Here is a 26,418-nt window from a genome sequence, read left to right on the forward strand (position 1 = left end):
GGGTCTGCACTTCAACCCGAAGTTCCTGACGGCGATCAACCAGCTCAGCCACCTCGCCGACGTGCTCTACACCGACGGCGGCATGGGCCTGAGTTTCGAGCTGCGCGGCAAGCCGGTGCGCGACGTGGTGCAGACCACTTTCATCCTCAACGGCGAAAAGCATGAGTACTTCAACCAGAAGGAACGCTGGCAGCGCTTCAGCTGGCCGGGCTTCAGCCAGCACCCGGGCACGCGTTTGTTGTGGATCAGTGTGCTGGCCAATGAACGTCTCTACGGCGATTACGAAGGCACCTGGGGCCTGATCCGCCTGCTCGAACAAGCAAAAGTCACCGCGCTGAACGACACCGACAGCCAGTACCGCGTGCAGCTTCAGGCCCCAGACGGCCTCGACCTGACCTGGCACCTGCGCACTGAACTGGGTGCAGGGCCGCTGGCCTTGCTCAAGTTGCGCGGCTTTGAATTGCCTGCGCAGATCTTTCTCGGCGAAGGCACTCAAGTACAGCCCTATGCGCAGAATGGAAGTTACCCATGAGCCTGCTCAAACTGATCACCCGTTGCCTCGGCGAACGTGACCCGCTGGCCCTTGCCCGTACCCAGGCCGACTGTTGGCAATCCTGGTTGCAGCCCATCAGCGCGCAGTCGCCGGTCGGTGAAGACCCGGGTTATGACGATGACTTCCAGCGCATGCGCGAAGAGGTCAACAAGCTCTCCGGCGCGAACGTCGACGAGGTGATTCAGCTGGCGGAGAAGTTGCTCGGCCAGCGCTGCAAGGACCTGCGCGTCGCCACTTACTACCTGTGGGCACGCCTGCAGAAGGACGGTGAGACGGGGTTGGCCGATGGCCTTGGTTTGTTGGCGGCACTGATCGAGCGCTATGCCGGCGAGGTGTTTCCGGAACGGGCCAACAGTCGCAAGATGGCCCTGGAATGGTTGACCAGTGCCAAGGTGCTGGATTGTCTGTCGCTTTACCCTGAAGTGGTCAAGGCCGAGGCGGAACGCACGGCGGCGGCGCTGGCCTGGCTTGAACATGGGTTGCAAGCCTGGCCCGAGGATCAGCGGCCGCAGCTGGATGCGTTGCATGGGGCGTTGTCGGCGCGCCTGGCGCAGTCCGGCGGGGTCGATGCCGTAGTGCCCCAGCACAGCGCCAGTCACGAGTCCGTCGGCCAGGCCAGCGCGCCGGACAGCCTGGCCATCAAGTCCGGGCGCGACCTGCTGGACAGCGGCCGGAAGCTGGCCGACTACCTGCGTGACCAGCCCCTGGGCTGGCTGGCGGCGCACCGCCTGATGAAGAGTTTGCGCTGGGATACCTTGCACGAGCCGCCGCTACAGGACGCCAGCGGCACGACGCGCCTGGCGCCGCCCCGGGGCGAATCCCGGGCGCAACTAAAGCGCCTGTATCAGCAGCAGAACTGGAGCGAATTGCTCGATCAGGTCGAGCGCACGTTCGCCGAGGGGGTCAACCATTTCTGGCTGGACCTGCAGTGGTACCTGGTCCAGGCCCTGAGCAAACTACCGGCGCCTCACGACGGCTGGGCCGATATCGTCAAGTGCGACCTGGGTATGTTCCTCGAGCGGCTGCCGGGCTTGGAGGCGCTGGGGTGGAACGACGGTACACCGTTCGCCGACGAGACCACCCGTGAATGGATCGCTCAGCACGTCAGCGCCGATCAGTCGCGCCAGCTCCTGCCCGCAGCGGCTGCGCCAACGGTGTTGGCCGACGTCGAGATTCTCTCGCTGGAGAGCGAAGCACTGGCCCAGGCCGACAGCGACGGCGTCGAGCATGCGCTGGCCTGGCTGGCCGCGCGCCCGGACATTCACACCGGCCGCCAGCGCTGGCTGCTGCGCCTGCTGATGGCGCGGGTGGCCGAGCAATGTGGCAAGAACGACCTGGCCCTGCACCTGCTCGGTGAACTGGATGCCACGGCCGAGCGCCAGGCCTTGGCGGACTGGGAGCCGGAATTGAATTTCGAGGTCAAGGCCCGCCTGCTCAAGCTGACCCGCCTGAAAGCGCAGCGCAACGATGCCGACAAGCCGGCCCTGGCCAGGCGCATGGAGACGTTGCTGGCGGCGCTGGTTGCCATCGATCCGGTACGCGCCGCCGTACTGTGCGGTTGAACCCCATTTATCAGGATTATTTACAGCATGGACAATCTGACACTGCGTTATTACGACGCCGAGATGCGCTACCTGCGCGAAGCCGGGCAGGAGTTTGCGCAAGCGTTTCCCGACCGCGCGGCGCAGTTGAACCTGGACAAACCCGGCGCCCGCGATCCCTATGTGGAGCGTCTGTTCGAGGGCTTCGCTTTCTTGATGGGGCGCCTGCGCGAAAAGCTCGACGACGACTTGCCGGAGTTGACCGAAGGCCTGGTCAGCCTGTTGTGGCCCCATTACCTGCGCACCATTCCCTCGCTGTCGATCGTCGAGTTCCAGGTGGAACTGGCACAGCTCAGGCGCAGCGAGCTGATCGCCGCCGGGCAGGAGGTGCTCTCGCAACCCATCGGGCCGCAGCGTACCGTATGCCGTTACACCACCACCCAGGACCTGCGGCTGCAACCCATCGAATTGCAATCCTTGCGCCTGGCCCATGAGCCCGACGGCCGCTCGCTGCTGCGCCTGCGGTTTGCCTGCGCAACGGCGATCGACTGGAGCCAGATCGACCTCAGCCGCGTGCCGATGTACCTGAACGCCGATGCCCCTCTGGCCAGCGCGCTGCATCAGGCCCTGACCCTGCATGCCCAGGCGTTGTATGTGCGCCTGCCGGGCGAGGCGCAACGAGTTGCACTGGCAGGTCATTTCGCGCCCAAGGGCTTTGCCGACGAGGACCGTTTGTGGCCAAAGGGCGACAGCGCGTTCAGCGGCTATCAGTTGCTGCTGGAATATTTCACCTTCCGCGAGAAGTTCATGTTCGTCACCCTCCATGGCCTGGAGCAGGTGAACATCACTGCGGATATGCCCTGGTTCGAACTGGAGGTGGTCCTGCGCGAGTCGTGGCCGCAGGCATTCAACCTGAGCGCCGAACACCTTCGCCTGCATGCGGTACCGGTGATCAATCTGTTCACCCTGGAAGCCGATCCGATGCCGCTGGATCCATTGCAAACCGACTACCTGTTGCGTCCCATGCGCCTGCAGGACGGTCACACGGAAATTTACTCGGTGGACCGGGTCACCGCATCGAAGAACACCGAGCGTCTGGACTATGTGCCGTTCAGCAGTTTTCGTCACAAGGGCGGAATGTTGCGCGACGAGGCGCCCGAGCGTTACTTCCATACCCGCCTCAAGCGAGGCGCCATTGGCCTGCACGATACCTGGCTGATTCTCGGGGGCGACGGCTTCGATCAGGATCGCTTGCAGGGCAGCCAGAGCCTGTCCCTGCAACTGACCGGGACCCACGGCCTGCTGCCACGCAAGGCGCTGCAAAGCACCCTGCTTGATGGGCTGGTCAACACCGCCTTGAGCGGCTTGCGCGTGCGCAATCTGAGCGCCCCGACCTTGCCGTGCTATCCGCCGAACCGCGATCGTTTCCACTGGCGCGTACTCAGCCACCTGGGCTCCAACTTCCTGCCGATGCTCGATAACGCCGAAGTGCTGCGCGGCACCCTGGCGCTGTACGACTGGACCGGCAGCGAACTGAACCGCCGTCGCCTGGCGGCCATCGTCGAAGTCAGGCACCACCTGGTGCAGCGGTTCGAAAAGGGCTTTCTGCTGCGCGGCGTGGACATCGAAGTGACCCTCGACGCCCATGGTTTTTGCGGCGAGGGCGACATCAGCCTGTTCGGCGAAATGCTCCATCGCTTCTTCGCGCTGTACGCCGACATTCACCTGTTCAACCAGCTCACGCTGATCCTTCAACCTACTGGAAAGTGCCTGCGATGGAACGAGAACCACAGTCAGCGTATTCCCGGCTGAAAGCCTGCGGATTGCTCGAGGTGCTGGAGGGGCGGGTGGCCGAGGCCAGTCTGTATCGGTTCTGCCAGCTGCTGGAGCAAGCCCTGCCAGGCCATCCGCCGCTGGGCAGCACCAGCCATCCGGCAGACGACCCGGTACGGTTTCGCCCGGACCCTGGCATGGGCTTTCCCGCCGGTGAGCTGAAGTGCATCGAGATCGATGACCGGCAGCCGCTGCGTCCGGCGACGGTGCGTACGCGGCTGTTGGGCTTGTACGGCGTGGATTCGCCATTGCCGACGGCTTTTGTCGACGACATTGCCCAGCGCCGCGACGGGCATGAGGCGCTTGAGGTGTTTCTGGATATTTTCAACCACCGGATCTTCACCCAGTTCTATCGGATCTGGCGCAAGTATTCCTACCCGGCCACCTTCGAAGCCGGCGGCAGTGATGCGACGTCGCAGTGTCTGCTGGGTCTGGTCGGTCTTGGCATTCCCGGCACGGCCAAGCGCATTGCCACGCCGGTTTCGCGGTTTCTCGCGCTGCTTAGTGTGATGCGCATGCCCACCCGCAACGCCGAGGGCATCACCGCTCTGGTGTCGCTGCTGGCTCCAGAGACCCGGGCCAGGATCACGCCGCACTGGCCACAGAGAATCCCCCTGGCCCATCCGGCGAGTCTGTCCGCGAGTCGTCCGGTCAGCCTGTCCCAGGGCACGCCGCTGGGGAGCAACGGATTCGACGCCAACAGCCAGCTGCACTTGGCGCTGTTCACCAGGGACCGGGACGAAGCACGGGGCTGGTTGCCCGATGGCCAGTTGTATAACGATCTGCTGGTGTTGCTGCGGGTCTACCTGGGCTGGCGCTGCACCGCCAGGCTGCAGTTGTCGCTGCCGGTGCGCAGCTTGCCGCAACCGGTGCTGGGGCGGGCGCCGATCCGCCTGGGCATGACCGGCATGCTGGGTTCGGGCAGTGACACCTGGCAGGGCGCGGAACACGACACCATCACCATCAATCTGGGCCGCTACCAGGGCCTGTCGAAAAACACTCGGAACAGGGAAGCACGGCATGTCGCGTACCGTTGGTAATTCATTGATCCTGACGACGCTGGCGGTAGTGCTCGCCGGCTGTGGTGTCACTCAGACTGTCTCGGAAGGCACGGCATCTGCCACCCGCTCGATTTTCTACAAACAGGTGAAAGACTTGCGCCTGGATTTCAGTGCCCGCACGGCCATCAACACTGATGTTGCGGACATGAATGCGATGTCGGTCCCGACGCTGGTGCGGGTCTATCAACTGAGCGACAGCAAGGCGCTGCTGAGGGCTTCCTACGACAGCCTGCTCGGTGGCGACGAGCAGGCGCTGGCCGGCGAATTGCTCGATACCCGGGCGTTGGTGATCAAGCCTGGCGAGGGCGCGAAACTGGATGTGCCGCTGGACAAGGACGCGCGTTTCGTCACGGTGGTCGCGCTGTTTCGTAACCCCGATGTGCAGAGGAATACCTGGCGCCTGACCTTGAACCGCGACGACCTCGACCCCGACCGGGTGCGGGTCATCGAGCTGGGGGACAACCAATTGACCCTGCGCGCATTGGCCCGGGACTGACCATGCCTGACCTCAATCCATCGCTTTACGAAACACTGCTGCAGAACTTCGACGGTGACCTGGACCTGTATCAAGTCAATGAAGAGGACCAGCACACGCTGTCGGTACTGGACAACCTGCAACGCATCCTCAACAGCCGGGCCGGAACACTCGCGCACCTGCCCGATTACGGTCTTCCCGACATGGGCCAGATCCTCCAGGGCCTGCCGGGCTCGGCGCACGTGTTGATGAGGGCCATGCAGGACACCCTGAACAAGTACGAACCGCGTCTGGCGACCGTGCACATCGAGTTGCTCGAGCAAGCTTTGCCAGGCCATCTGGACTACAGCCTCGACGTGCTGCTCAAAAGCGGCCGGCAGGTGACCTTCGGTACCACACTGGCAGCGGAGGGCAAAGTCCTGGTGCGCCATCTGAAACGACAGCAATGGCTGTCGAAATCCTGAACTTATAAAGCAACGGAGGCTGACGGTGCTATTTGAAATGCGTATTCGACTGGGCGGTGATCCGCGCGGTTACGGTGAGTTTATTGCACTGCGCGAAGAGCTGGCGAAGTTGAGTCATCCGGCCTGTCCCGATGTAGATTGGGCGAGAGTGGAGCAGTGGTGCCTGGCACTGTTCGAACACAACGGCGCAGACCTGCAGACGGCCGCCGCGTTTGCCCTGGCGCGCAGCCAGCGGCATGGCGTGGAAGGCATGACCCAGGGGGTGACGCTGATCGAAACCCTGTGCGGCCAGTGGGCGGCCTGTTGGCCACCCATGGCGTCGGTGCGCCTGGATATCCTCGTCTGGCTGTGCGTGCAGTGGCAGGCGTTGTTGCGCAATCTGGCGCCGGGAACACAACACTTCCCCGAGTTGCTTCAACTGGACAGCGGGCTGGCGCGTTTGCAGCAGCGCCTGGAGCTGCAGGCACAAGCGCCGGTGGTGGCCCTGCATGCCTTGCGCCAGCAGATCGAGAGCCTGATCCGGCGCATGCAGCGCAGCAGCGTTGTGGTCGGCACGCTATCGCCGCCTGCAAGGGAGCCGGCGCCGGCTGTGATGATGCCCGTGGTGATATTGCCGCCCAACCCCTTGCCCATGCCTGAAATGCCGCCGGCGAAGCGTCCCCTGGCCCGGTGGCTTTGCGCTGCAGCCGTTGTGACGGGCCTGGTCAGCGGAGCCTGGTGGCTGGGCTCGACCGGCGTCGCCGAGCAACGCCTGGCGCATCTATTGCAGCCGCCACCGACTATTGTCGCGCCGGTGCGCCTGGACAGCCTGTCGTTGTTCGAGGCCGGCAGCGCCGAGCTCAAGCCGGGCTCGACCAAGATCCTGATCAGCGCCCTGGTCGACATCAAGGCCCAGCCCGGCTGGCTGATCGTCATTGGCGGGCATACGGATGGTCGAGGCAGTGCGCAGCACAATCAGCAGCTTTCCCACGCCCGGGCCTCGGCCGTGCGTGACTGGATGCAACGCATGGGTGATATTCCTGACAGTTGCTTTGCGGTGCAGGGGTTTGCCGCCAGCCAGCCTGTCAGCAGTGATGACAGCGAAACCGGGCGTGCGGCGAACCGACGGGTTGAAATCAGCCTGTTGCCACAAGCGGGTGCATGCGGGCAAACGGCGTCAGGGGAGCGCCCCGTGTAGGCGAGGGGGGAGGGAAATACAGGCGTAGCCGCGGTCCGTGCCCGCGGCTACGCCTGCACAGGGGTCAAGCCTTGATCACATATCCATAAGCGCGAATACGCCCCTCATGCTCCTTCAGATAAACCCCCTGCAACTCCGGTGTGAAGCCGGGCAAGCGGTTGATGCCTTCTTCCAGGGCCAGGAAGTATTTCAACACCGCGCCGCCCCAGATCTCACCCGGCACCACGCACAGGACGCCCGGTGGATAAGGCAGCGCGCCCTCGGCGGCAATACGCCCGTCGGCATCCGCCAGTGCCACCAGTTCGACGTTGCCGCGGATGTACTCGATTTGCGCTTGCTGCGGGTTCATGGCCTTTTTCGGGAAGTGTGCCTTGCGGAACATGTCCTTCTGCAACTGTTGCACGTTGTGGTGGCGGTACAGGTCGTGCATTTCCTGGCAGAGCTGGCGAATGGTGTAGTTGCGATAGCGTTCCTGATGCTGCGCGTAGATCGCCGGCAGCACCCGGCTCATCGGCGCGTCATCGCTGATGAAACGTTCGAAGCGGGCGATTTGCGCGGCCAGGTGGGTCATCTTCGCCCAGTCTTCGGCCGGCGTGAGCAGGAACAGGATCGAGTTGAGGTCGCACTTTTCCGGGACGATGCCGTTCTCGCGCAGGAAGTTGGCCAGGATGCCGGCGTGAATGCCGAAGTCGGTGTAGCTGCCGTCCACCGGGTCGATGCCCGGCGTGGTGAACAGCAACTTGCACGGGTCGATGAAGTACTGCTTCTCGGCGTATCCGGCAAAGGCGTGCCAACGATCCTTGGGATGGAACTCGAAGAAACGGATGTCATTGGCGATTTCTTCCGTCGGATAGTCTTCCCACGCGCGCCCTTCAATGCTGTAGGGCACGAACGGGCGGACCATGGTGCAGGCTTCGAGGATCAACTTGCGCGCTTCGATGCCGAACTTCACGCAGTCTTCCCACAGGCGCAGGCCGCTGCGGCCTGAGTGAATGCGCGCATTCACATCCAGCGAGGCGAACAGCGGGTAGAAGGGGCTGGTGGACGCCTGGGCCATGAACGCGTTGTTGAGCCGGTGATGGTTGCAATAGCGCGCCTGGCCTTTGATGTGGCGGTCCTTTTTGTGCACCTGGGAGGCCTGGGAAAAACCGGCCTGCTGCTTGTGCACCGACTGGGTGACGAAGATGCCCGGGTCGTTCTCGTCGAGATCCAGCAACAGCGGCGAGCAGTCCTTCATCATCGGGATGAACTGCTCGTAGCCGACCCACGCCGAGTCGAACAGGATGTAGTCACACAGCTTGCCGATGCGGTCGACCACTTGGCGGGCGTTGTAGATGGTGCCGTCATAGGTGCCCAGCTGAATGATCGCCAGGCGAAACGGCCGCGGCAGCTGCGCCTTGTCCGGGGCGACTTCGGCGATCAGTTCGCGCAGGTAGTCCTCTTCGAAGCAGTGGGCGTCGATGCCGCCGATGAAGCCGTAGGGGTTGCGCGCGGTTTCCAGGTAGACCGGCGTGGCGCCAGCCTGCAACAGCGCGCCCTGGTGGTTGGACTTGTGGTTGTTGCGGTCGAACAGCACCAGGTCACCGGGGGTCAACAGGGCGTTGGTCACCACCTTGTTCGAGGCCGAGGTGCCGTTGAGCACGAAGTAGGTCTTGTCGGCATTGAACACTTGCGCGGCGTGTTTCTGCGCCAGCAGCGCCGGGCCTTCGTGGATCAGCAGGTCGCCGAGCTTGACGTCGGCGTTGCACATGTCGGCGCGAAACAGCGTCTCGCCGAAGAAGTCGAAAAACTGCCGACCGGCCGGATGTTTGCGAAAGAACTGGCCGCCCTGGTGACCGGGGCAGGCAAAGGTGGCGTTGGCGGCTTCGGTGTAATGCTTGAGCGAATCGAAGAACGGCGGCAGCAGGCTTTCTTCATAGGCCTTGGCTGCTGTCTCCAGTTGGTTGCCATGGTATTCGACGTTGCTGGGCGACAGGTCGAAGATGCCGTTCACTTGCAGCAGCACGTCATTGAGGTGTTTGTAGACTTCCCGGGGGTGGGTGCTGGTGCCGGGGGACGCCACCAGGAAGATCGGGATATCAAAACCGGTGCGCTGAATGACGTCGAGGGATCCGGCCAGCACATCATTGACCGACACCACGGCCACGGCGACGTCGGTGAAGTCGGTGTGACCGAGCGGGACCACCTCCCGGGCGTTCAGGAAACATGTGGATGCGCCTTCACTGGCGGCGATTTTCAGGGCTTTCATCGGTGGCGTCTCCTGGCGGGCACTCAATTGTCCGCAACTTTTTTAGAGATCAACTTCCGGGGGAGCCTTCCAGTTCCCGCTGATCGGAAATCGTGTCACCACTGGTTATAGAGCATATTCCTGATCTGTCAGGCTTTTTACCTCGACCTTGCACATCTTGACGCCCCGCGACATGTCGGTCAGGTGTGCACCAGCGCAATGGTGAACGAGACCACGATCATGCAGGCAAAAGCAAAATTGATATTCATGAGGTTTCCATCCGAAACATGAGTGACGGCGCCATCTTGAACAGGTCACGGGAAAATAAAAAATTCGGCGTAATGATTTGAAAGATCGAAAAAAATGATACTTGGCCGGTTCGTTGTTTTTGCTCCGGGTTGCGGATACTCTCGTGTAACGCGCAACTACATGCATAAACGGGCAAAAACATGCACGACAACCATTCCGCTGCCGAACTTCCATCGGTACGCCGGCAAAAAATCCTGTTGATCCTCGAACGTGACGGCAAGGTCATGGCCTCGGAGTTGAGCCTGCATTTCGCGGTGTCCGAAGACACCATCCGCCGGGATCTGGCGGAGCTGGCCAGTGTCGGGCTGGTGCAGCGGGTGCACGGCGGGGCGTTGCCGCGGCCCAAAGACACCGGCAAGGACTATTTCACCCGGATCAGCGAAACCGATGAGGTGAAAACCCATCTGGCGCAATTGGCCGCGCAACGGGTGCAGGACGGTCAGATCGTGGTGTTCGATTCCGGCACCACCACCTTGCAGATCGCACGTTCGCTGCCGCTGGAGATCGCCATTACCGCGATCACCGCGTCGCCGATGACCGCCATTACCTTGTCCGAATACAAAGGCATCAAGGTGATTCTGGCGGGCGGCCAACTCAACCCGGCGACGATGTCGGCCAGCGGCCACGAAACCCTGCGGCTGCTCGCAGGCATCAAGGCCGACCTGCTGTTTACCGGGGTCTGCGCGATTCACCCGCAGGTGGGCTTGAGCTCACTGCATTTTGATGAGGTGCCGGTGAAACAGGCGATGTTCGACTGTGCTTCCCACGTGATCGCCGTCACCACGGCGGACAAACTTGGGGCGGTGGAACCCTTTGTCGTCGCGCCTTGCAACCGCGTGCATACGCTGATCACCGAACGGCATGTGGCGTCAGGCAATGTCGAGGACTACCGGGCGTTGGGGATTGAGGTGGTGCAGGCTTGAGGATTTTTTGCTGGCAGATGTATTGAATATACCGGCCTCTTCGCGAGCCTGCTCGCGAAGAGGCCAGCCCAGGCAGCATCCATGCTGAATGTGCTGACCAACAACCTCAGCGCAATCGCTCAAGCATCTGGTAGTACCACATGCCGGCGGCGAGCATCGGGTTGCCGAGCAGGTCGCCCATGGGCACGCGGATGTGCTTGCAGGCGGCGAAGGTGTCGAACTGTTCCAGTTTTCCTGTGATCGCCCGGCCCATGATTTCGCCCATGATGTGGGTGGTGGCGATGCCGTGGCCGGAGTAGCCCTGGCAATACCAGACGTTGTCCGACAGCTTGCCCAGTTGCGGGATGCGGTTGATCACGATGCCCATCGCGCAACTCCACTGATAGTCGATGGCCACGCCTTTGAGCGCCGGGAAGGTCTGCTCGATGCACGGGCGCAACTCGGCGGCGATGTCCCGTGAATCCTTGCCGCTGTAGTTGGCGCCGCCACCGAACAACAGGCGACCGTCGGCGGTGAGGCGGTAGTAGTCGAGTACGAAACGGCAGTCGTAGACCGCCAGGTCTTCAGGGTTGATCTGTCTGGCCAGATCGCCCAGTGGCTCGGTGGTGACGATGCCGCCCATGGCCGGGAAAATCTTGCCCTTGAGCTTGCCCGGTTCCAGTTTGTGGTAGACGTCGCCGGCCAGCAGCACCTGGTTGGCGTCGATCTGTCCTTGGGCCGTGCGTACACCCGGCGTGTCTCCATGGATGATCTCCAGCACTTCGCTATTCTCGAAGATCAACGCACCGAGGCTTTCGGCTGCGCGAGCCTCGCCGATGCACAGGTTCAACGGATGCAGGTGCATGTTGCGGGTGTTCTTGATCGCGCCGTGGTAGAGGTTGCTTTGCAGCAGGTCGCGCACCTGGCTGCGGTCGAGCAGGCTGACCTCGTCGCCCATGCCACGGTGCACCGCCTCTTCGTAATCCTTGCGCAAGCCGACCATGTGCGCGGGTTTGTACGCCGCGTGCAGGTGGCCGTGCTTGAGGTCGCAGGCGATGCCGTACTTTTCCACGCGCTGCTGGATGATCTGGTGCCCGCGCCAGCGCAGGTTCCAGATGAAATCGTCGACGTCATCACCGATGGTACGGCGCATCTGTTTGCGCATGGCCTCGTCGCCCGACAGGCTGCCGGTGACCTGGCCTCCGTTGCGTCCGGTGGCGCCCCAGCCGATCTTGTGGCTTTCGACGATGGCGACCTTCAGGCCTTTTTCCGCCAGCTCGACGGCGGTGGCCACGCCGGTGAAACCGCCGCCGATGATCACCACGTCAACCCGGTGCCGGCCTTGCAGCGTCGGGTAATCGGTGTCCTGGTTGAGGGTGGCGGTGTAGTAGGAATTGCAACGTTGAGTCATGTCGGTGTCCAAGCAAATTTGGGAGAACCCAATGCCAGCCAGTCGAAGTGCGCAACCTGTAGGAGCGAGCAGGCTCGCTCCTACAGGGATTGCATACGCTGAGCAAACGCAGGGATAGCGAAGGAGGGGGCTCGCCGATCAGGCGAGCAGGGCGCTATCCGGCGGACGTGCGGAGTGACGCAGTTTGGAGCGGCGCAGGGCCATGGGCAGGTTGACGATGCGCTTCATGCCATGCCGTCCACGGCCAGCAGCGAGGTGGCCAGGTTCGAGAGGTTCAGCAACTGCTGTTCTGACGGCAAAGTACGCATGGCGCAGGTTTCCGGCGGCGGAAATCGTCGGTGGCGAGCAGGACAAGCCATCCGGGGATGGCTGGATACTAGGGAGGATTGGGGCGCGTGTAAATGTTTGATTCAGGACATCAGGTGCACACCGAGGCCGATCAACCCGCAACCGATCAGCACTTCGATCACTCCACGCTTAAATCGAAGCAATGCAATGCCCGCCACCATCGCGATCAGCAGCGAAGGCCAGTCCAGTGCTCCTTCGAAGCCTTTGGGCCACAGCACGTGGTAGCCAAAGAAACAGGCCAGATTGAGAATCACGCCCACCACGGCGGCCGTAATGGCCGTCAGCGGCGCGGTGAACTTGAGTTCGTTGTGCGTCGATTCCACCAACGGCCCGCCGGCAAGGATGAACAGGAATGAAGGCAGGAAGGTGAACCAGGTCACCAGCGTGGCGGCCACGGCACCGGCGACAAACGCTTGATCCGGCCCGAAGACCTGAAGCACGTAGGCACCGATAAAACCGACGAAGGCGACGACCATGATCAACGGACCTGGCGTGGTTTCACCGAGCGCCAGGCCGTCGATCATCTGCGTCGGCGTCAGCCATGCGTAGTGGCCGACCGCGCCCTGGTAGACATACGGCAGCACCGCGTAGGCGCCGCCAAAGGTCAGCAGCGCGGCCTTGGTGAAGAACCAGGCCATCTGGGTCAGCGTGCCTTCCCAGCCGAACAGTGCGGTGAGCATGGCCATGGGCAGCGTCCACAAGATCGCACCGATCACGGCCAGGCGCGCCAGTTTCAAGCCACTGAAACGGGCGTGTTCAGGGGTTGGGGTGTCATCGTCGATCACGGCCGGACCGAAGGACTGTTTCGCCGCGCTGTGGCCACCGGTCCTGAATTTTTCCGGTGCCAGACGCCCGCCGAAAAAGCCGATGACCGCCGCGCCGAGCACGATCAATGGGAACGGCATATTGAGCACGAAGATGGCCAAGAAGGACGCGGCGGCGATGCCCCATAACCAGCCATTTTTCAGCGCGCGCGAGCCGATCCGGTGAGCCGCCTGCACCACGATTGCCGTGACCGCAGGCTTGATCCCGTAGAACAATCCGGCGACCACGGGCACTTCGCCAAAGGCGATGTACACCCAGGACAGCGCAATCAGGATGAACAGCGACGGCAACACAAACAGCACGCCAGCGATCACACCGCCCCAGGTCCGGTGCATCAGCCAGCCGATGTAGGTCGCCAACTGCTGAGCCTCAGGCCCGGGCAGCAACATGCAATAGTTGAGGGCATGCAGAAAGCGCCGCTCGGAGATCCAGCGCCGGCGCTCGACCAGCTCCTGGTGCATGATCGAAATCTGCCCCGCCGGCCCGCCAAAGCTGATGAAACCGAGCTTGAGCCAGAACAGGAAGGCTTCGCGCAGGCTGATGGACCGGGGCTGCGGCCCATCCTGTTGCGTGATCGGAGAGGGCGTGGGGCTCAAGCGGAAATTCCTTGTGCAGAAAAGCGTTGAGCCAATGACTGTAGCTACGCCGGCGCGCGTTGCATAGCCGCCTGACACTGCGTATCTGCCCAGCGCTCAACGGCTGAGCGGTCGCTGTCACGGGCATCGACCCAGCGAGCGCCGCACGCCACGTCTTCGCGTTTCCAGAACGGCGCGTCGGTTTTCAGGAAGTCCATGATGAACGCACAGGCCTCGAAAGCGGCTTGACGATGGGGGCTGCTGACGCCGACAAACACGATCGGCTCGCTGATCGACAACGGGCCGATACGATGCACGATTTCCACGGACCTCAGTGGCCATCGGGCCCTGGCGTTGTCGATGATTGTTTGCAGCGAGCGTTCGGTCATGCCCGGGTAGTGCTCCAGAAACAACCCGGTGACCGCCTCACCCTGATTGATCTCGCGCACGTAGCCGACGAAGTTGACCACGGCACCCACCCCCGAATCGTTCGCCTGCAGGCTTTCGATCAATTGGCCGACGTCAAACACTTCACGCTGGACCCGAACCGTCATGCCTCAACCCCCGGTGACCGGTGGAAAAAAGGCGATCTCGTCGTAGTCCTCGATCACCCGGTCCGGATGGCACAGCTCCTGGTTCAGCGCACACATCAGGTTGTTTTCACCGAGCACATGGCTCCACAGCTCACCGCGAGCCATCAGCAATCGGCGCACGTCTTCGATGGTCTTGAGGCTGCCGGTCAGGGGCAGTTTTTCACCGCCCAGGTTGAGCTGCTCGCGGTAACGGGCGAAGTAATTGATCAGGATCATTGTGCGTCCTCGAACTTGAAATGACCGGAGCGGCCACCTTGTTTACTGAGCAGCCGGATGTCATCGATGACCATGCCGCGGTCCACTGCCTTGCACATGTCGTAGAGGGTCAACGCCGCCACGCTGACGGCGGTCAGGGCTTCGAGTTCGACCCCTGTCTGCCCCTCGACACGGCAGGTGCCGACGATTTTCACGCTGTCCGGTGTGCAGGCCTTGAGTTCGACGTGGATCGAACTGAGCAGCAGGGTGTGGCACAGCGGGATCAGCTCATGGGTTTTCTTCGCCGCCATGATTCCGGCGATCCGCGCCACGGCAAATACATCGCCCTTGGGGTGGCCGTCGCTTTGAATCAGCTTCAGGGTTTCCGGGCGCATCCGCACCCAGGCCTGGGCCTGGGCTTCACGCTGCGTCGGGGCTTTTTCGCTGACATCGACCATGTTGGTGCGACCTTGGTGGTCGAGGTGGGTCAGGCCATCGGGCGATGCATCTGCAATGTCTGTCATGGGAGGTTCCTGCGCTTGCCAGCGCGGTGATCAGGTGAAGGCATCATGCCGGGCTGTAAATGCGTGGTGCGTTGCGGTGGGGGACGTGAATCAGGTTGAGGCGATGTTTGATTGCCCATTGCACGGTCAGGGCGGTGGGCGCCGACAGGCTGACCAGCGTGCCGAGCCTGGCCCTGACGGCTTTGTGAATCAGTTCCAGGCTGCAACGACTGGTGACCACGGTGAAGCCGCAACGGCTGTCGATGCCGGCGTGTTGCAGGGCCCCGATCAACTTGTCCAGGGCGTTGTGGCGGCCGATGTCTTCGCGGCAGATCAGCGCGTTGCCTTCGCTGTCGAAGTACAGCGCCGCGTGCAGTGCGCCGCTGCTGCGGGCCATTTGCTGTGCCTGTTCGATGCGTTTGCGGATGTCGATGAAATGCTCGGCGGGCGGCAGCGCAACCGGATCGAGAATCTCCAGTTTCGGCAGGGCCTGCTCCAAGGCTTCCACACCGCACAGTCCGCAGCCACTGGTGCCCGCGATTTGCCGGCGATGGTTCTTTAGCGCCCAGAATGCGCGGCTGGAGATCTGCACGTCTGCTTGAACGGCCTGGTCGAAGTGGGTGAGTCGCAGGTCGTAGATTTCGCTCTGGTGCGCAACGATGTCGTTGCTGACGCTGAAACCACGGATGAAATCCTCGAGGTTGCCCGGCGACACCATCATCACGGCCTGACTCAAACCGTTGTAGGTGATTGCCAGGGCAATCTCTGATGCCAGCGCCGCCTGACAAACTGACGCGGCATTGTCGTACTCGCGAAAGTTCACACTCAGCGGTTTGGGCGCGGGGGCGTTGGTGTCGCTTCGAATATCGGTTTGTTCAACTTTGCACAACATGAAAAGAACCTCGAAGCGCTGAATTAAGTTCAGGCTACGGGTAACTTTTCAACGCGTCCAATCGCTTGTTCCGATGCGCCGATTGGTGATGTCTATCAAACTGGGCAAACATGTCCGGTTCAGGTTTATATAAAACCGCAACTTGATCAGTGGGTCCGGCTGAATAACGTTCGCGCTTCGGCGAAACACTTCTCGGCAATCGCCGAGCGCGGTTCGGTCTTGCGCATCACCAGGCCCAGGGGCGCGAGCACGCTGGCATCCGGCAATTCGATGAACGACAGGTGTTCGATGGGCTCCTCCAGGCCACTGTCCAGCGGCATGATCGCGCAGCAGAAACCTTCGTGAATTGCCTGCAGCAACTGGTAAGTCGAGTCGCTTTCGAGGATCGGCTGCGGGTCCAGTCCGCGGCTGCGAAAGCTCAGGTCGATGGACTTGCGGTAGTGCATGCCGTTGCTGAGCATCCCCAACGGCAGTTCGGCGGCGTCCTCCCAGCTCATTTGCGTGCCGTCGAAATGGAAGTGGCGGTTGTCGTACAGCAGGCCGACGCGGGTCTCGCCGATCTCGAAACACTCGAAATAGCTCGGGTTGACGTGATCGAGGTAGCACACGCCCAGGTCCAGTTGGTTGTTGCCAAGGCCCTCGATGATCTGGTCGGAACTCAAGGACGACAGGCTGTACTTGAGCTCGGGAAAGCTGCGGGACAGGCCCTGGATGTAGGTGACCGGGTTGAAGCTGCTCAGCGGCACCAGCCCCAGGCGCAAGTTGCCGACGAGCTGGCCCCGGCACGCGGCGGCCTCGGCGAAGAGCCCGTCGTGGGCGGCCAGCAGGGTCCGGGCCCACGCCAGTACGCGTTCGCCGGCCTCGGTAAAACCCTCGAAGCGCTGGCCCCGGGTGACCAGCACCAGGTCCAGTTCATCCTCCAGGTTGCGCAGGCGCATCGACAGCGTGGGCTGGGTGATGTGGCAGCGCGCGGCCGCCTGGCCGAAGTGGCGGGTCTGCTCCAGGGCGATCAGGAACTTGAGTTGTTTGATGTCCATGACGGCACCTGCTGGCGGGGGAGTGAAGGGGTAAGTATTGACTCAGGTGCGCAAGACACAAGGCGAGGCAGGAATCGTGAGGTGCGGACGATCTCATTGTCTTTGGTGTGCGTCCAATCACTGCTATCTAAGGGGTTATCGACGGGCTCTATCATTGAGGTGGTTTCTGGTCTTTTTATATTGATAGATTGGCTCGATAGTCTGGTTGGTTAGAGTGATTAGACACGGCTTGATTGATCGAATTAGTCTCCGTTAGCTATTTAATTTGGTTATTTAATTAATATCTGCCGGAGAACCCCATGAGCGTCAAACCGGATGCATTGTTTATACCCCTGAATATTGCCGTGCTGACCGTTAGCGATACCCGTGAATATGCCAATGACACCTCCGGCCAATTACTCGTCAGCCGTTTGCTGGAAGCCGGCCACACCCTCAGCGAGCGCAACCTGCTCAAGGACGACCTGTACAAGATCCGCGCGCAGGTGGCGAACTGGATTGCCGACGACGGCATCCAGGTGGTGCTGATCACGGGCGGTACCGGGTTCACCGGTCGCGACAGCACACCGGAGGCAGTGGCCTGTTTGCTGGATAAACAGATCGATGGTTTTGGTGAGCTGTTCCGGGCGATTTCGATACTCGACATCGGCACCTCCACGGTGCAGAGCAGGGCGCTGGCGGGGTTGGCCAATGGCACGCTGGTCTGCTGCCTGCCAGGTTCCACGGGCGCTTGCCGCACCGCGTGGGAAGGCATCCTTGCTGAACAACTCGACGCGCGCCACCGGCCGTGCAATTTCGTACCACACCTCAAGCCTGTGCAAGCCTGCGGGACACGGGGATGAGCACTTCACCGCTGATCTCGGTGGAGCAAGCCGTCGACCGGCTGCTGACAATGGCCGAGGCGCAGTGGATTGAAGACAGTGAAGCGGTACCGCTGAGTGGCGCCAGGCAACGGGTGTTGGCCAGTGACCTGATGGCGACCCTTGATCTGCCGCCGTGGCCGAACAGTGCCATGGACGGCTATGCCCTGAATTTCGACGGTTGGGGCGGCGAACCGCTGAGCGTGTCGCAGCAGGTGTTTGCCGGTCACGCCCCCGAAGCCCTGGCACCGGGAACCTGCGCGCGCATCTTCACCGGCGCCCCGGTTCCGTCGGGTGCCAACTGCGTGGAGATGCAGGAGAACACCGAGGTACTGGATGACGGGCGTATCCGCTTCAAGCAGCCCTTGAGCGCCGGCAGCAACATTCGCCCGCAAGGCCAGGAGAACCGCGCCGGCGATGTGCTGCTGCGCGCCGGCAAGCGCCTCGGCCCGTTCGAACTGGCGGTCGCGGCGGCGCAGGGTTGCACCCATGTGCAGGTCGTGCGGCGACCACGGGTGGCGTTGTTGTCCACCGGCGATGAACTGGTCGAGCCGGGCACGCCACTCAAGCCCGGCAGCATCTACAACAGCAACCGCACGTTGTTGAGCCATTGGTTGAGTGCGTTGGGTTGCGAGGTCATCGATGCCGGCATTCTCCCCGACGAGCCACGCCAGACGCGGCTCAAGCTCGAACAGCTACAACACACGGCGGACCTGATGCTCAGCACGGGCGGCGTGTCCGCCGGTGACGCCGACTGCCTCGGCCAGGTGCTGCGCGAGTGCGGCAAGCCGTTGCTATGGAAACTCTCGATCAAACCGGGTAAGCCATTGACCGTGGGCCACTTCGGCCGCGTGCCGGTGATTGGCCTGCCGGGTAATCCGACATCGGCGCTGGTCACTTTCGGCCTGTTGGCCCGGGTTTATCTGTTGCGGATTCAGGGCGTCGAAGACGTCGAGCCTTTGAGCTTCCTGGTGAGTGTCGGCTTTGCCTGGCCCAAACCCGGGAGCCGCCGCGAGTACCAGCGGGCGAAACTCGAAGCCGGTCGCCTGGTGCTCTATCCGAACCAGAGCTCAGGCGTATTGCTGGGCGCATCCTGGGCCGATGGGCTGGTGGAAGTGCCGGAAGGCTGCACACTGGAAGAGGGCGACATGGCGCGGTTCATACCCTTCAGCGAGCTGTTCTGAATACCGCAAACATACTGTGGGAGCGGGCTTGCCCGCGAAGGGGCCGGCACATCCAACAGAAATGTCGACTGACCCACCGCCTTCGCGAGCAAGCCCGCTCCCACAGGTTTTGCGTTTGTCCTGAATATCAGTTCAACACAAAATCCACCGGCTCCAGTTGTGGCGGCAATTCCGTCACGCCCAGGGCCGCCAGCACATCGCGCTCGATGTTGCGCACGATGGCGTCGGTGGGCAGGTCGTTTTCATCTCGGCCGAACGGGTCTTCCAGCTCGTCGGCAATCGCATCCAGGCCGAAAAAGGTGTAGCTGACAATCGCGGTGAAAATCGGTGTCAGCCAGCCCAGGGGTTCGGCCATGGCAAACGGCAAGAGGATGCAGAACAGGTAGATGGTGCGGTGCAGCAGCAGGGTGTAGGGGAAGGGTAGCGGGGTGTTCTTGATCCGTTCACAGACAGCCTGGGCATGGGTCAGGCTGGCCAGATGGTTGGCCATGAGCGTGTAGCGCCAGTCGTTGATCGCCCCGGACTCGTTGAGTGTCGAGCACTGTTGACCGACCTGCATCAGTATCTGCCCGCTGATGTCCGTGGAGTTGCCCTTGGGCATCGGGTGCAGCCAGTCGCCACTGGCAGCCATTTCGTTTTCCTGGCGCAGGCGCGCGTTGAGGGCATGGGCGAAGCCGCAAAGGTTGCTGAGGATCGTGTGGCGTTCAGCCGTGTCCTTGATTACCAGGGTTTCACGAATCATCGAGCGGACTTCCACAATCACATCGCCCCAGGCCTTGCGCGCTTCATACCAGCGGTCGTAGCAGGCGTTGTTGCGAAAGCTCATGAAGATCGACAACGACAAACCCAGCAGCGTGAAGGGCGTGGCACTGACCTTGGAAAAGTAACTGGGGTGCAGGGTTTCGATGAGCACGATGGCCGAGGCGAGCAGCGTCACCATCAGGCTGCGCCAGGCGATGCGTTTGGCAATCGAACCCTTGAGGGACGTCAACACGCCGATCAGGTTGGGTTTGGGTCTCACAATCATGGGTTTCAGCCGCCCGTCATGTTCATGAAGCGAACAACCTGAACATCGTCGTTCACTTCGAAGTTGTGTCGATATGGCTTGAGTTTCATTGCCTCGATAATGGCCTTTTCCAGGCGCTCGGGCTGTCCGGGGTGGCTGCGCAGGACAGCCTTGAGATCCACCGAGTGTTCATTGCCCAGGCACAACAGCAGGCGTCCTTCCACGGTCAGCCGCACCCGATTGCAGGTGCCGCAAAAGTTGTGGCTGTGGGGCGAGATGAACCCCAGGCGAATCTGCGGCGCCTCGGCCAGGCGCCAGTAGCGCGACGGACCCTGGGTTGACTCGGCGGAATCAATCAAAGTGTAGCGTTCGGCGATGCGTTCGCGGACCTGGGCGCTTGCGAAAAACGATTCGGCGCGGCTGTGTTCATCGATGGTGCCCAACGGCATTTCCTCGATGAAGGAAATGTCGAGGTTACGGTCGATGGCGAAGCTCACCAGATCATTGATCTCATGGTCATTGCGGCCTTTCATCACCACGCAATTGAGCTTGGTGTTGCGAAATCCGGCCTGGTTGGCGGCGTCGATGCCCTTGATCACCTGCGCCAGGTCACCGGTGCGGGTCAGTTCGCGAAAACGTTGCGGGTCCAGGCAGTCGAGGCTGATGTTGAGGCGCTTGACCCCGGCTTCGAACAACGGCTCGGCCAGTCTGGCCAGCTGCGAACCGTTGGTGGTCATGCACAGTTCACGCAGGCCGGGCAGGGCGGCGATCTTCTCGCACAGTTGCACCACGCCCGGACGGATCAACGGCTCGCCCCCGGTCAGGCGGATCTTGCGGGTGCCCAGCGCCACGAAGCTTTCGGCAATCTGGTAAATCTCTTCCAGAGTCAGCACCCGTTGGCGCGGCAGAAACTGCATGTCCTCGGCCATGCAATAGACGCAACGGAAATCGCAGCGGTCGGTGACCGACATCCGCAGATAGTCCACGCGCCGGGAGTAGCCATCGATCAAGACTCGTTCTGACATGACACCCTCGCTTGGCGCTTTTTTGTATGGGATTTCCGTCACTGACGGACTTGTTGAGCGCAGGCTAAGAGCAACTTCAACGGGCGTCCAATCACTATTGATGACCGGGTGATCGAGCGGATCTATGATGAACTTTATTTCGTGATTAAAAGAGCTTTAAGTGATTTCAAGTCATTGAAAAACAAGGTAATAAAACCGTGATAGAGCGTTTCGATAATGTGGTCATAAATAGCGATTAGACAATAATTAAACGCCATTCATATTCTTTCTCCGTCATCGAACAAAGACCTGAATCAGGTCGAAGCCTGTGTGCATTGTCACGGAGAAGTACCATGTCTCAAGTCGACCGCTACAAACCCTATAAAGGTGCCGCCGCTGGTTGGGGTGCGCTGATCGCTGTTACCAAAAACTGGCTGGGCAGTGAAAACGCGCTGAAGAACATTCGCGCCATGCTCAAGACCAACCAGAATGGCGGGTTCGACTGCCCCGGTTGCGCCTGGGGCGAGTCGCCGGAAAACGGCATGGTCAAGTTCTGCGAGAACGGCGCCAAGGCGGTTAATTGGGAAGCCACGGGGCGTTTGGTCGACCCGGCCTTCTTCAACAAATACAGCGTCTCGGCGCTGGCCGAACAGAGCGATTACTGGCTGGAGTATCAGGGCCGCCTGACCCACCCGATGCGCTATGACGCGGTCACCGACCGCTACGTGGAAACCACCTGGGACGAAGCGTTCGCGACGATCGCCCGGCACCTCAATGCGCTGGAATCGCCGGATCAGGCCGAGTTCTACACCTCGGGCCGGGCCAGCAACGAGGCCGCCTTTCTCTATCAGCTGTTCGTCCGGGCCTACGGCACCAACAACTTCCCGGACTGCTCGAACATGTGCCACGAAGCCAGCGCGGTGAGCATGATCGAAAGCCTCGGCGTGGGCAAAGGCACCGTGGTGTTTGACGACCTGGAGCATGCCGATGCGATCTTCGTCATCGGCCAGAACCCCGGCACCAACCACCCGCGCATGCTCGAACCGTTGCGTGAAGCGGTCAAGCGCGGTGCGCAGGTGATCTGCATCAACCCGCTCAAGGAGCGCGGACTGGAACGCTTCCAGCATCCACAGCACCCGATCGAAATGCTGCTGAACGGCTCCGAGCCCACCAACACCGCGTACTTCCGCCCGGCACTGGGCGGTGACATGGCGGTCATGCGCGGCATGGTCAAGTTCCTGTTGCAGTGGGAGCGCGAAGCTCAGGTCAGCGGCGGCGAGCCGGTGTTCGACCATGCGTTCATCGCCGAACACACCTCGGGAATGGGTACCTACCTGGGCGAAGTCGACGCCACCAGTTGGGAGCACATCGAGCAGCAGTCGGGCATGACTTTGGCTGACATCGAACTCGCCGCCCGCATGTACGCCCGGTCCAAGCGGGTGATCATGTGCTGGGCGATGGGCCTGACCCAGCACACGCATTCGGTGCCGACGCTGCAGGAAGTCATCAACCTGATGCTGCTGCGTGGCAACGTCGGCCGCCCCGGCGCGGGGCTGTCGCCGGTGCGTGGTCACAGTAACGTGCAGGGCGACCGCACCATGGGCATCAACGAACTGGCGCCTGCGGACTTGCTCGATGCCCTGGAAAAACGCTTCTCCTTCAAGCCGCCGCGCGAGCATGGCCACAACACCGTGATGGCGATCGGCGCGATGGAGCAGGGGCGTTCGAAAGTGTTTATCGCTCTGGGCGGCAACTTCGCCCAGGCCACCCCCGACACACCGCGCACCCACGCCGCGTTGCGCAAATGCGACCTCACCGTGCACATCGCCACCAAGCTTAACCGCAGCCATCTGGTCACCGGCCGCGAAGCGCTGATCCTGCCGTGCCTGGGTCGCACCGACATCGACATTCAGGCCGAAGGGCCGCAAGGCGTGACCGTGGAAGACACCTTCAGCATGATCCATATCTCCCACGGGCAACTGAAGCCGAAGTCAAAACACCTGCGCTCCGAGCCTGCGATCATTGCCGGCATCGCCGCCGCGACCCTGGGCAAGCACCCGATCGACTGGAACTGGGCCATCGGCGACTACGGCCGCATCCGCAACATGATTGCCGACACCATTCCCGGCTTCGAGGATTTCAACCGGCGCTTGCTGCATCCGGGCGGTTTCCACATGCCCAATGATGCGGCCAAGCGCATCTGGAAAACCGCCAGCGGCAAGGCTCAGTTCACCCCGAGCGTGTTGCCGGAGCACCTGATCAGCGAGGGCGTGCGCAACCTGGCGGTCAAGCCGCACCTGATCCTGCAGACCATGCGCTCCCACGATCAGTACAACACCACGCTGTACGGCCTGGATGACCGCTATCGCGGGGTGTACGGCATGCGCGACGTAGTGTTCGCCAACGAGCAGGACATTCGCCGGCTGGGCTTTGAACCTGGGCAGAAGGTCGACCTGGTGGCGCTGTGGGACGACGAACGCGAGCGTCGGGTCAGCGGTTTCACCCTGATCGCCTACGACATTCCTGCCGGTCAGGCGGCGGCGTACTACCCCGAGACCAACCCGCTGGTGCCGCTGGAAAGTTACGGTGACCGCACCTTCACCCCGACTTCCAAGTTCATCGCCATCCGGCTGGAACAGGCGAAGGCCAGCAACCTGATTTCGACTTCCGCCGCCTGACACCGGGGGCGGCCCGATGCCGCTCGCGTAACCCTTTCGACTTGTGTTGGCTGCAGGCCCCCCGGCCTGACGGTGGCCCGGCCGTGTGCCGCCGTTTTTCAGCCGCGATGAGGATATCGACATGTTTAACCTGGAGGCACTGGACCTGGCGCGCATGCAATTCGCGTTCACGGTTTCGTTCCACATCATCTTTCCCGCCATCACCATCGGGCTGGCCAGTTTCCTGGCGGTGCTCGAAGGGCTTTGGCTGAAGACCCACAACGACACCTACCGCGATCTCTACCATTTCTGGTCGAAGATCTTCGCCGTCAACTTCGGCATGGGCGTGGTCTCGGGGCTGGTCATGGCCTACGAGTTCGGCACCAACTGGAGCCGCTTCTCCGATTTCGCCGGCAGCATCACCGGGCCCTTGCTGACCTATGAAGTGCTCACGGCGTTCTTCCTCGAGGCCGGTTTCCTCGGGGTCATGCTGTTCGGCTGGAACCGGGTAGGGCGCGGCTTGCACTTCTTCTCGACGGTCATGGTCGCCATCGGCACGCTGATTTCGACCTTCTGGATTCTTGCGTCCAACAGCTGGATGCAAACGCCCCAGGGCTTCGAGATCGTCGACGGTCGGGTGATGCCGCTGGACTGGCTGGCCATCGTGTTCAACCCGTCGTTCCCGTACCGCCTGGCGCACATGGCAATTGCCGCGTTCGTGGCCACTGCGTTCTTTGTCGGCTCGTCGGCAGCGTGGCATCTGCTGCGCGGCAACGACACCAAGCAAGTGCGCAAGATGCTGTCGATGGCGTTGTGGATGGCATTGATCGTCGCGCCGATCCAAGCGGTGGTCGGTGACGCCCACGGCTTGAACACCTTGGAACATCAACCGGCGAAGATCGCGGCCATCGAAGGGCACTGGGAAAACAACGGCAATGAAGCGACGCCGCTGGTGCTGTTCGGCATCCCCGACATGCAGGCCGAGAAGACCAAATATGCCATCGAGATTCCGTACCTCGGCAGCCTGATCCTGACCCACAGCCTCGACAAGCAGATCCCGGCGCTCAAAAGCTTCCCGAAAGAGGACCGGCCCAATGCGACGGTGGTCTTCTGGAGTTTCCGCGTCATGGCCGGGCTGGGCATGTTGATGGTGCTGGCCGGCGTGCTTGGGCTGGTCCTGCGTCGCAGCGGTGCCATCTACCGCAATCGCTGGTTCCTGCGCCTGATGTTGTGGATGGGGCCAAGTGGTCTGATCGCCATGCTGGCCGGGTGGATCACCACCGAAGTCGGGCGCCAGCCGTGGGTGGTGTACGGCCTGCTGCGCACCGCCGATGCCGCGTCGAACCACAGTGTCGCGCAGTTGAGCATCTCGCTGGCGCTGTTCGTGGTGATCTATTTCTCGGTGTTCACGGTGGGCATCGGCTACATGATGAAACTGGTTGGCAAAGGGCCGCAGCCGCATCGCGGGCATCCCGTCGACGGGCATTCCGATCAGGTCATCACACCGCGCCGGCCGCTGTCCGCCGACGCTGAAATCTTCGAAACCGACGCCCGCGTCAATTGAAGGAAGGGAGTTGAGTCATGGGTATTCAAGGTATCGATTTATCGCTGATCTGGGGCGTGATCATCGCCTTCGGCGTGATGATGTACGTGATCATGGACGGCTTCGACCTGGGGTTGGGCATTCTGTTTCCGCTGATCCCGGATGCGAAGGAGCGCGATGTGATGATGAACACCGTGGCACCGGTCTGGGACGGCAACGAGACCTGGCTGGTGCTGGGCGGCGCGGCGCTGTATGGCGCATTCCCGCTGGCCTATTCGGTGATTCTGGAAGCGTTGTATCTGCCGCTGATCCTGATGTTGTGCGGCTTGATCTTTCGCGGCGTAGCGTTCGAGTTTCGCTTCAAGGCCAGCCCTGAAAAGCGGCATGTCTGGGACATGGCGTTCATCGGCGGCTCGCTGCTGGCGACCTTCTCCCAGGGCGTGGTGATCGGTGCTTACATCGCCGGCATCCCGGTGGTCGACCGCCAGTTCGCCGGTGGCTCGCTGGACTGGCTGGCACCGTTTCCGCTGTTCTGCGGAGTCGGTCTGATCGTCGCTTATGCTTTGCTTGGCAGCACCTGGCTGCTGGTCAAGACCGAAGGCATGCTGGAATCGCGGATGCGCCTGTTCACCCGGCCCCTGGCCTGGCTGCTGTTGGCGGTGATCGGGGTGATCTGTGTGTGGACGCCAATCCTGCATCCGGAAATCGCCACCCGCTGGTTTGCCCATGCGCACCTGGTGGTGTTCGGTGGCCTCGCGGTGCTGGCCTTGCTGGCGATGTTCGGTTTGCTCAAGACCCTGCGCCAACGCCACACCCATTGGCCGTTCGCCTTCACCCTGATGCTGGTGTTCCTGGGCTACATCGGCCTGGCGTTCAGCATCTGGCCGAACATCGTGCCGCCTTCGATCAGCCTGTGGGCAGCGGCGTCACCGCCGACCAGCCAGTTGTTCATCCTGATCGGCGCGCTGTTCATCCTGCCGATCATCCTGATGTACACGGTCTGGAGCTACTACGTGTTCCGCGGCAAAGTGAGGATTGGCGATGGCTACCATTGAAACGAATCAAACGGCACCTGCGCGCTGGTACAAGCGCCTGGGATGGCTGGTGGTGATCTGGCTGGGCAGCGTGGTTGCGCTGGGAGTGGTGGCGGGGGCATTGCGGATGTTGATGCATGCGGCCGGGATGAGTAGCCACTGAGGTTTATTGCGAAAAATGGAACCCGGAGCCCATGACAGGGCTTCGGTTT

General features: G+C 61.9%; 24 protein-coding genes. 14 read left to right on the forward strand and 10 right to left on the reverse strand.

From position 1 onward, the window contains the following. The 7 genes from AC1DVE_RS26050 to AC1DVE_RS26080 all read left to right on the forward strand — a co-directional run. Nucleotides 1-532 (forward strand): type VI secretion IcmF C-terminal domain-containing protein (locus AC1DVE_RS26050; RefSeq protein WP_477784320.1); only part of this gene is annotated, 532 nt, incomplete at its 5' end. Further along, nucleotides 529-2,115: a type VI secretion system protein TssA gene (gene tssA / locus AC1DVE_RS26055; protein WP_223536759.1), complete on the forward strand. Its 1,587-nt coding sequence runs from the start codon at nt 529-531 to the stop codon at nt 2,113-2,115. The genes AC1DVE_RS26050 and tssA, both read left to right, overlap by 4 nt. Before the next feature lie 27 nt (nt 2,116-2,142). Further along, on the forward strand, nt 2,143-3,906 hold the full coding sequence (gene tssF / locus AC1DVE_RS26060; protein WP_223456718.1) for a type VI secretion system baseplate subunit TssF: 1,764 nt from the start codon (nt 2,143-2,145) through the stop codon (nt 3,904-3,906). Then, complete coding sequence (gene tssG / locus AC1DVE_RS26065) at nt 3,870-4,967, forward strand: type VI secretion system baseplate subunit TssG (protein ID WP_223533279.1); 1,098 nt, start codon at nt 3,870-3,872, stop codon at nt 4,965-4,967. Before tssF ends, tssG begins: the two co-directional genes overlap by 37 nt. Further along, a complete protein-coding gene (gene tssJ / locus AC1DVE_RS26070; RefSeq protein ID WP_223456722.1) occupies nt 4,948-5,484 on the forward strand; it encodes a type VI secretion system lipoprotein TssJ in 537 nt (178 codons plus the stop codon). Before tssG ends, tssJ begins: the two co-directional genes overlap by 20 nt. Nucleotides 5,485-5,486: 2 nt before the next feature. Further along, nucleotides 5,487-5,927 carry a type VI secretion system baseplate subunit TssE gene (gene tssE, locus AC1DVE_RS26075; protein ID WP_223456724.1) on the forward strand — a complete coding sequence of 147 codons (441 nt, stop codon included), beginning with the start codon at nt 5,487-5,489 and terminating at the stop codon, nt 5,925-5,927. Between the two features lie 37 nt (nt 5,928-5,964). After that, a complete protein-coding gene (locus tag AC1DVE_RS26080; protein ID WP_223456726.1) occupies nt 5,965-7,104 on the forward strand; it encodes an OmpA family protein in 1,140 nt (379 codons plus the stop codon). Between the two features lie 64 nt (nt 7,105-7,168). Here the strand turns inward: AC1DVE_RS26080 and speF are convergent, their stop codons facing one another. Then, entirely contained in the window at nt 7,169-9,352 is a 2,184-nt protein-coding gene (gene speF, locus AC1DVE_RS26085) for an ornithine decarboxylase SpeF (protein ID WP_223456728.1), read from the reverse strand. 428 nt (nt 9,353-9,780) lie between these two features. Here speF and AC1DVE_RS26090 point away from each other — a divergent pair, with 428 nt between their 5' ends. Continuing rightward, nucleotides 9,781-10,563 (forward strand): DeoR/GlpR family DNA-binding transcription regulator, encoded by a 783-nt coding sequence (locus AC1DVE_RS26090; protein ID WP_223456729.1) that lies wholly within the window; start codon nt 9,781-9,783, stop codon nt 10,561-10,563. A gap of 106 nt (nt 10,564-10,669) precedes the next feature. On the opposite strand, the gene AC1DVE_RS26095 is transcribed toward AC1DVE_RS26090, so the two are convergent. From AC1DVE_RS26095 to AC1DVE_RS26125, 7 genes are all read right to left on the reverse strand, one after another. Further along, nucleotides 10,670-11,953 carry an NAD(P)/FAD-dependent oxidoreductase gene (locus AC1DVE_RS26095; protein ID WP_223456731.1) on the reverse strand — a complete coding sequence of 428 codons (1,284 nt, stop codon included), beginning with the start codon at nt 11,951-11,953 and terminating at the stop codon, nt 10,670-10,672. Between the two features lie 410 nt (nt 11,954-12,363). After that, complete coding sequence (chrA, locus tag AC1DVE_RS26100; RefSeq protein ID WP_223456733.1) at nt 12,364-13,722, reverse strand: chromate efflux transporter; 1,359 nt, start codon at nt 13,720-13,722, stop codon at nt 12,364-12,366. A gap of 44 nt (nt 13,723-13,766) precedes the next feature. Further along, nucleotides 13,767-14,255: a molybdopterin synthase catalytic subunit MoaE gene (moaE, locus tag AC1DVE_RS26105; protein WP_223456735.1), complete on the reverse strand. Its 489-nt coding sequence runs from the start codon at nt 14,253-14,255 to the stop codon at nt 13,767-13,769. 3 nt (nt 14,256-14,258) lie between these two features. Continuing rightward, entirely contained in the window at nt 14,259-14,510 is a 252-nt protein-coding gene (moaD, locus tag AC1DVE_RS26110) for a molybdopterin converting factor subunit 1 (protein ID WP_223533278.1), read from the reverse strand. Further along, nucleotides 14,507-15,013, reverse strand: a complete 507-nt coding sequence (moaC, locus tag AC1DVE_RS26115; RefSeq protein ID WP_223456738.1) for a cyclic pyranopterin monophosphate synthase MoaC — start codon at nt 15,011-15,013, stop codon at nt 14,507-14,509. Before moaC ends, moaD begins: the two co-directional genes overlap by 4 nt. Before the next feature lie 43 nt (nt 15,014-15,056). Then, nucleotides 15,057-15,884 carry a formate dehydrogenase accessory sulfurtransferase FdhD gene (gene fdhD / locus AC1DVE_RS26120; RefSeq protein ID WP_223456740.1) on the reverse strand — a complete coding sequence of 276 codons (828 nt, stop codon included), beginning with the start codon at nt 15,882-15,884 and terminating at the stop codon, nt 15,057-15,059. Nucleotides 15,885-16,030: 146 nt separating this feature from the next. After that, nucleotides 16,031-16,921: a LysR family transcriptional regulator gene (locus AC1DVE_RS26125; RefSeq protein ID WP_223456750.1), complete on the reverse strand. Its 891-nt coding sequence runs from the start codon at nt 16,919-16,921 to the stop codon at nt 16,031-16,033. 299 nt (nt 16,922-17,220) lie between these two features. Between AC1DVE_RS26125 and moaB the strand changes: the two genes are divergently transcribed. After that, nucleotides 17,221-17,760 carry a molybdenum cofactor biosynthesis protein B gene (gene moaB, locus AC1DVE_RS26130; protein ID WP_007976036.1) on the forward strand — a complete coding sequence of 180 codons (540 nt, stop codon included), beginning with the start codon at nt 17,221-17,223 and terminating at the stop codon, nt 17,758-17,760. After that, the gene (locus tag AC1DVE_RS26135; protein ID WP_223456752.1) at nt 17,757-18,962 is read left to right on the forward strand and encodes a molybdopterin molybdotransferase MoeA; all 1,206 of its coding nucleotides are present in this window, start codon (nt 17,757-17,759) and stop codon (nt 18,960-18,962) included. Before moaB ends, AC1DVE_RS26135 begins: the two co-directional genes overlap by 4 nt. A 127-nt stretch (nt 18,963-19,089) precedes the next feature. Here the strand turns inward: AC1DVE_RS26135 and AC1DVE_RS26140 are convergent, their stop codons facing one another. Continuing rightward, complete coding sequence (locus AC1DVE_RS26140; RefSeq protein WP_046037405.1) at nt 19,090-19,989, reverse strand: bestrophin family protein; 900 nt, start codon at nt 19,987-19,989, stop codon at nt 19,090-19,092. A 5-nt stretch (nt 19,990-19,994) separates the two neighbouring features. Then, on the reverse strand, nt 19,995-20,993 hold the full coding sequence (gene moaA, locus AC1DVE_RS26145) for a GTP 3',8-cyclase MoaA (protein ID WP_223456754.1): 999 nt from the start codon (nt 20,991-20,993) through the stop codon (nt 19,995-19,997). Between the two features lie 332 nt (nt 20,994-21,325). Between moaA and AC1DVE_RS26150 the strand changes: the two genes are divergently transcribed. From AC1DVE_RS26150 to AC1DVE_RS26165, 4 genes are all read left to right on the forward strand, one after another. Continuing rightward, the gene (locus AC1DVE_RS26150; protein WP_223456764.1) at nt 21,326-23,650 is read left to right on the forward strand and encodes an FdhF/YdeP family oxidoreductase; all 2,325 of its coding nucleotides are present in this window, start codon (nt 21,326-21,328) and stop codon (nt 23,648-23,650) included. Between the two features lie 121 nt (nt 23,651-23,771). Further along, on the forward strand, nt 23,772-25,193 hold the full coding sequence (locus AC1DVE_RS26155) for a cytochrome ubiquinol oxidase subunit I (RefSeq protein ID WP_223543065.1): 1,422 nt from the start codon (nt 23,772-23,774) through the stop codon (nt 25,191-25,193). A 17-nt stretch (nt 25,194-25,210) separates the two neighbouring features. Further along, a complete protein-coding gene (gene cydB / locus AC1DVE_RS26160) occupies nt 25,211-26,227 on the forward strand; it encodes a cytochrome d ubiquinol oxidase subunit II (protein WP_223533275.1) in 1,017 nt (338 codons plus the stop codon). Continuing rightward, entirely contained in the window at nt 26,214-26,369 is a 156-nt protein-coding gene (locus AC1DVE_RS26165; RefSeq protein ID WP_151214959.1) for a DUF2474 domain-containing protein, read from the forward strand. The genes cydB and AC1DVE_RS26165 overlap by 14 nt, the downstream gene beginning before the upstream one ends. Nucleotides 26,370-26,418: the final 49 nt, after the last annotated feature.

Source organism: Pseudomonas sp. P4_B4 (assembly GCF_056402255.1).

What these genes read in the sequence shown, in the direction of transcription:
- tssA (WP_223536759.1), top strand. Translation starts at nt 529, where the DNA reads ATGAGCCTGCTCAAACTGATCACCCGTTGCCTCGGCGAACGTGACCCG.
- tssF (WP_223456718.1), top strand. Translation starts at nt 2,143, where the DNA reads ATGGACAATCTGACACTGCGTTATTACGACGCCGAGATGCGCTACCTG.
- tssG (WP_223533279.1), top strand. Translation starts at nt 3,870, where the DNA reads ATGGAACGAGAACCACAGTCAGCGTATTCCCGGCTGAAAGCCTGCGGA.
- tssJ (WP_223456722.1), top strand. Translation starts at nt 4,948, where the DNA reads ATGTCGCGTACCGTTGGTAATTCATTGATCCTGACGACGCTGGCGGTA.
- tssE (WP_223456724.1), top strand. Translation starts at nt 5,487, where the DNA reads ATGCCTGACCTCAATCCATCGCTTTACGAAACACTGCTGCAGAACTTC.
- AC1DVE_RS26080 (WP_223456726.1), top strand. Translation starts at nt 5,965, where the DNA reads ATGCGTATTCGACTGGGCGGTGATCCGCGCGGTTACGGTGAGTTTATT.
- speF (WP_223456728.1), bottom strand. Translation starts at nt 9,352, where the DNA reads ATGAAAGCCCTGAAAATCGCCGCCAGTGAAGGCGCATCCACATGTTTC.
- AC1DVE_RS26090 (WP_223456729.1), top strand. Translation starts at nt 9,781, where the DNA reads ATGCACGACAACCATTCCGCTGCCGAACTTCCATCGGTACGCCGGCAA.
- AC1DVE_RS26095 (WP_223456731.1), bottom strand. Translation starts at nt 11,953, where the DNA reads ATGACTCAACGTTGCAATTCCTACTACACCGCCACCCTCAACCAGGAC.
- moaE (WP_223456735.1), bottom strand. Translation starts at nt 14,255, where the DNA reads ATGACGGTTCGGGTCCAGCGTGAAGTGTTTGACGTCGGCCAATTGATC.
- moaD (WP_223533278.1), bottom strand. Translation starts at nt 14,510, where the DNA reads ATGATCCTGATCAATTACTTCGCCCGTTACCGCGAGCAGCTCAACCTG.
- moaC (WP_223456738.1), bottom strand. Translation starts at nt 15,013, where the DNA reads ATGACAGACATTGCAGATGCATCGCCCGATGGCCTGACCCACCTCGAC.
- fdhD (WP_223456740.1), bottom strand. Translation starts at nt 15,884, where the DNA reads ATGTTGTGCAAAGTTGAACAAACCGATATTCGAAGCGACACCAACGCC.
- AC1DVE_RS26125 (WP_223456750.1), bottom strand. Translation starts at nt 16,921, where the DNA reads ATGGACATCAAACAACTCAAGTTCCTGATCGCCCTGGAGCAGACCCGC.
- moaB (WP_007976036.1), top strand. Translation starts at nt 17,221, where the DNA reads ATGAGCGTCAAACCGGATGCATTGTTTATACCCCTGAATATTGCCGTG.
- AC1DVE_RS26135 (WP_223456752.1), top strand. Translation starts at nt 17,757, where the DNA reads ATGAGCACTTCACCGCTGATCTCGGTGGAGCAAGCCGTCGACCGGCTG.
- AC1DVE_RS26140 (WP_046037405.1), bottom strand. Translation starts at nt 19,989, where the DNA reads ATGATTGTGAGACCCAAACCCAACCTGATCGGCGTGTTGACGTCCCTC.
- moaA (WP_223456754.1), bottom strand. Translation starts at nt 20,993, where the DNA reads ATGTCAGAACGAGTCTTGATCGATGGCTACTCCCGGCGCGTGGACTAT.
- AC1DVE_RS26150 (WP_223456764.1), top strand. Translation starts at nt 21,326, where the DNA reads ATGTCTCAAGTCGACCGCTACAAACCCTATAAAGGTGCCGCCGCTGGT.
- AC1DVE_RS26155 (WP_223543065.1), top strand. Translation starts at nt 23,772, where the DNA reads ATGTTTAACCTGGAGGCACTGGACCTGGCGCGCATGCAATTCGCGTTC.
- cydB (WP_223533275.1), top strand. Translation starts at nt 25,211, where the DNA reads ATGGGTATTCAAGGTATCGATTTATCGCTGATCTGGGGCGTGATCATC.
- AC1DVE_RS26165 (WP_151214959.1), top strand. Translation starts at nt 26,214, where the DNA reads ATGGCTACCATTGAAACGAATCAAACGGCACCTGCGCGCTGGTACAAG.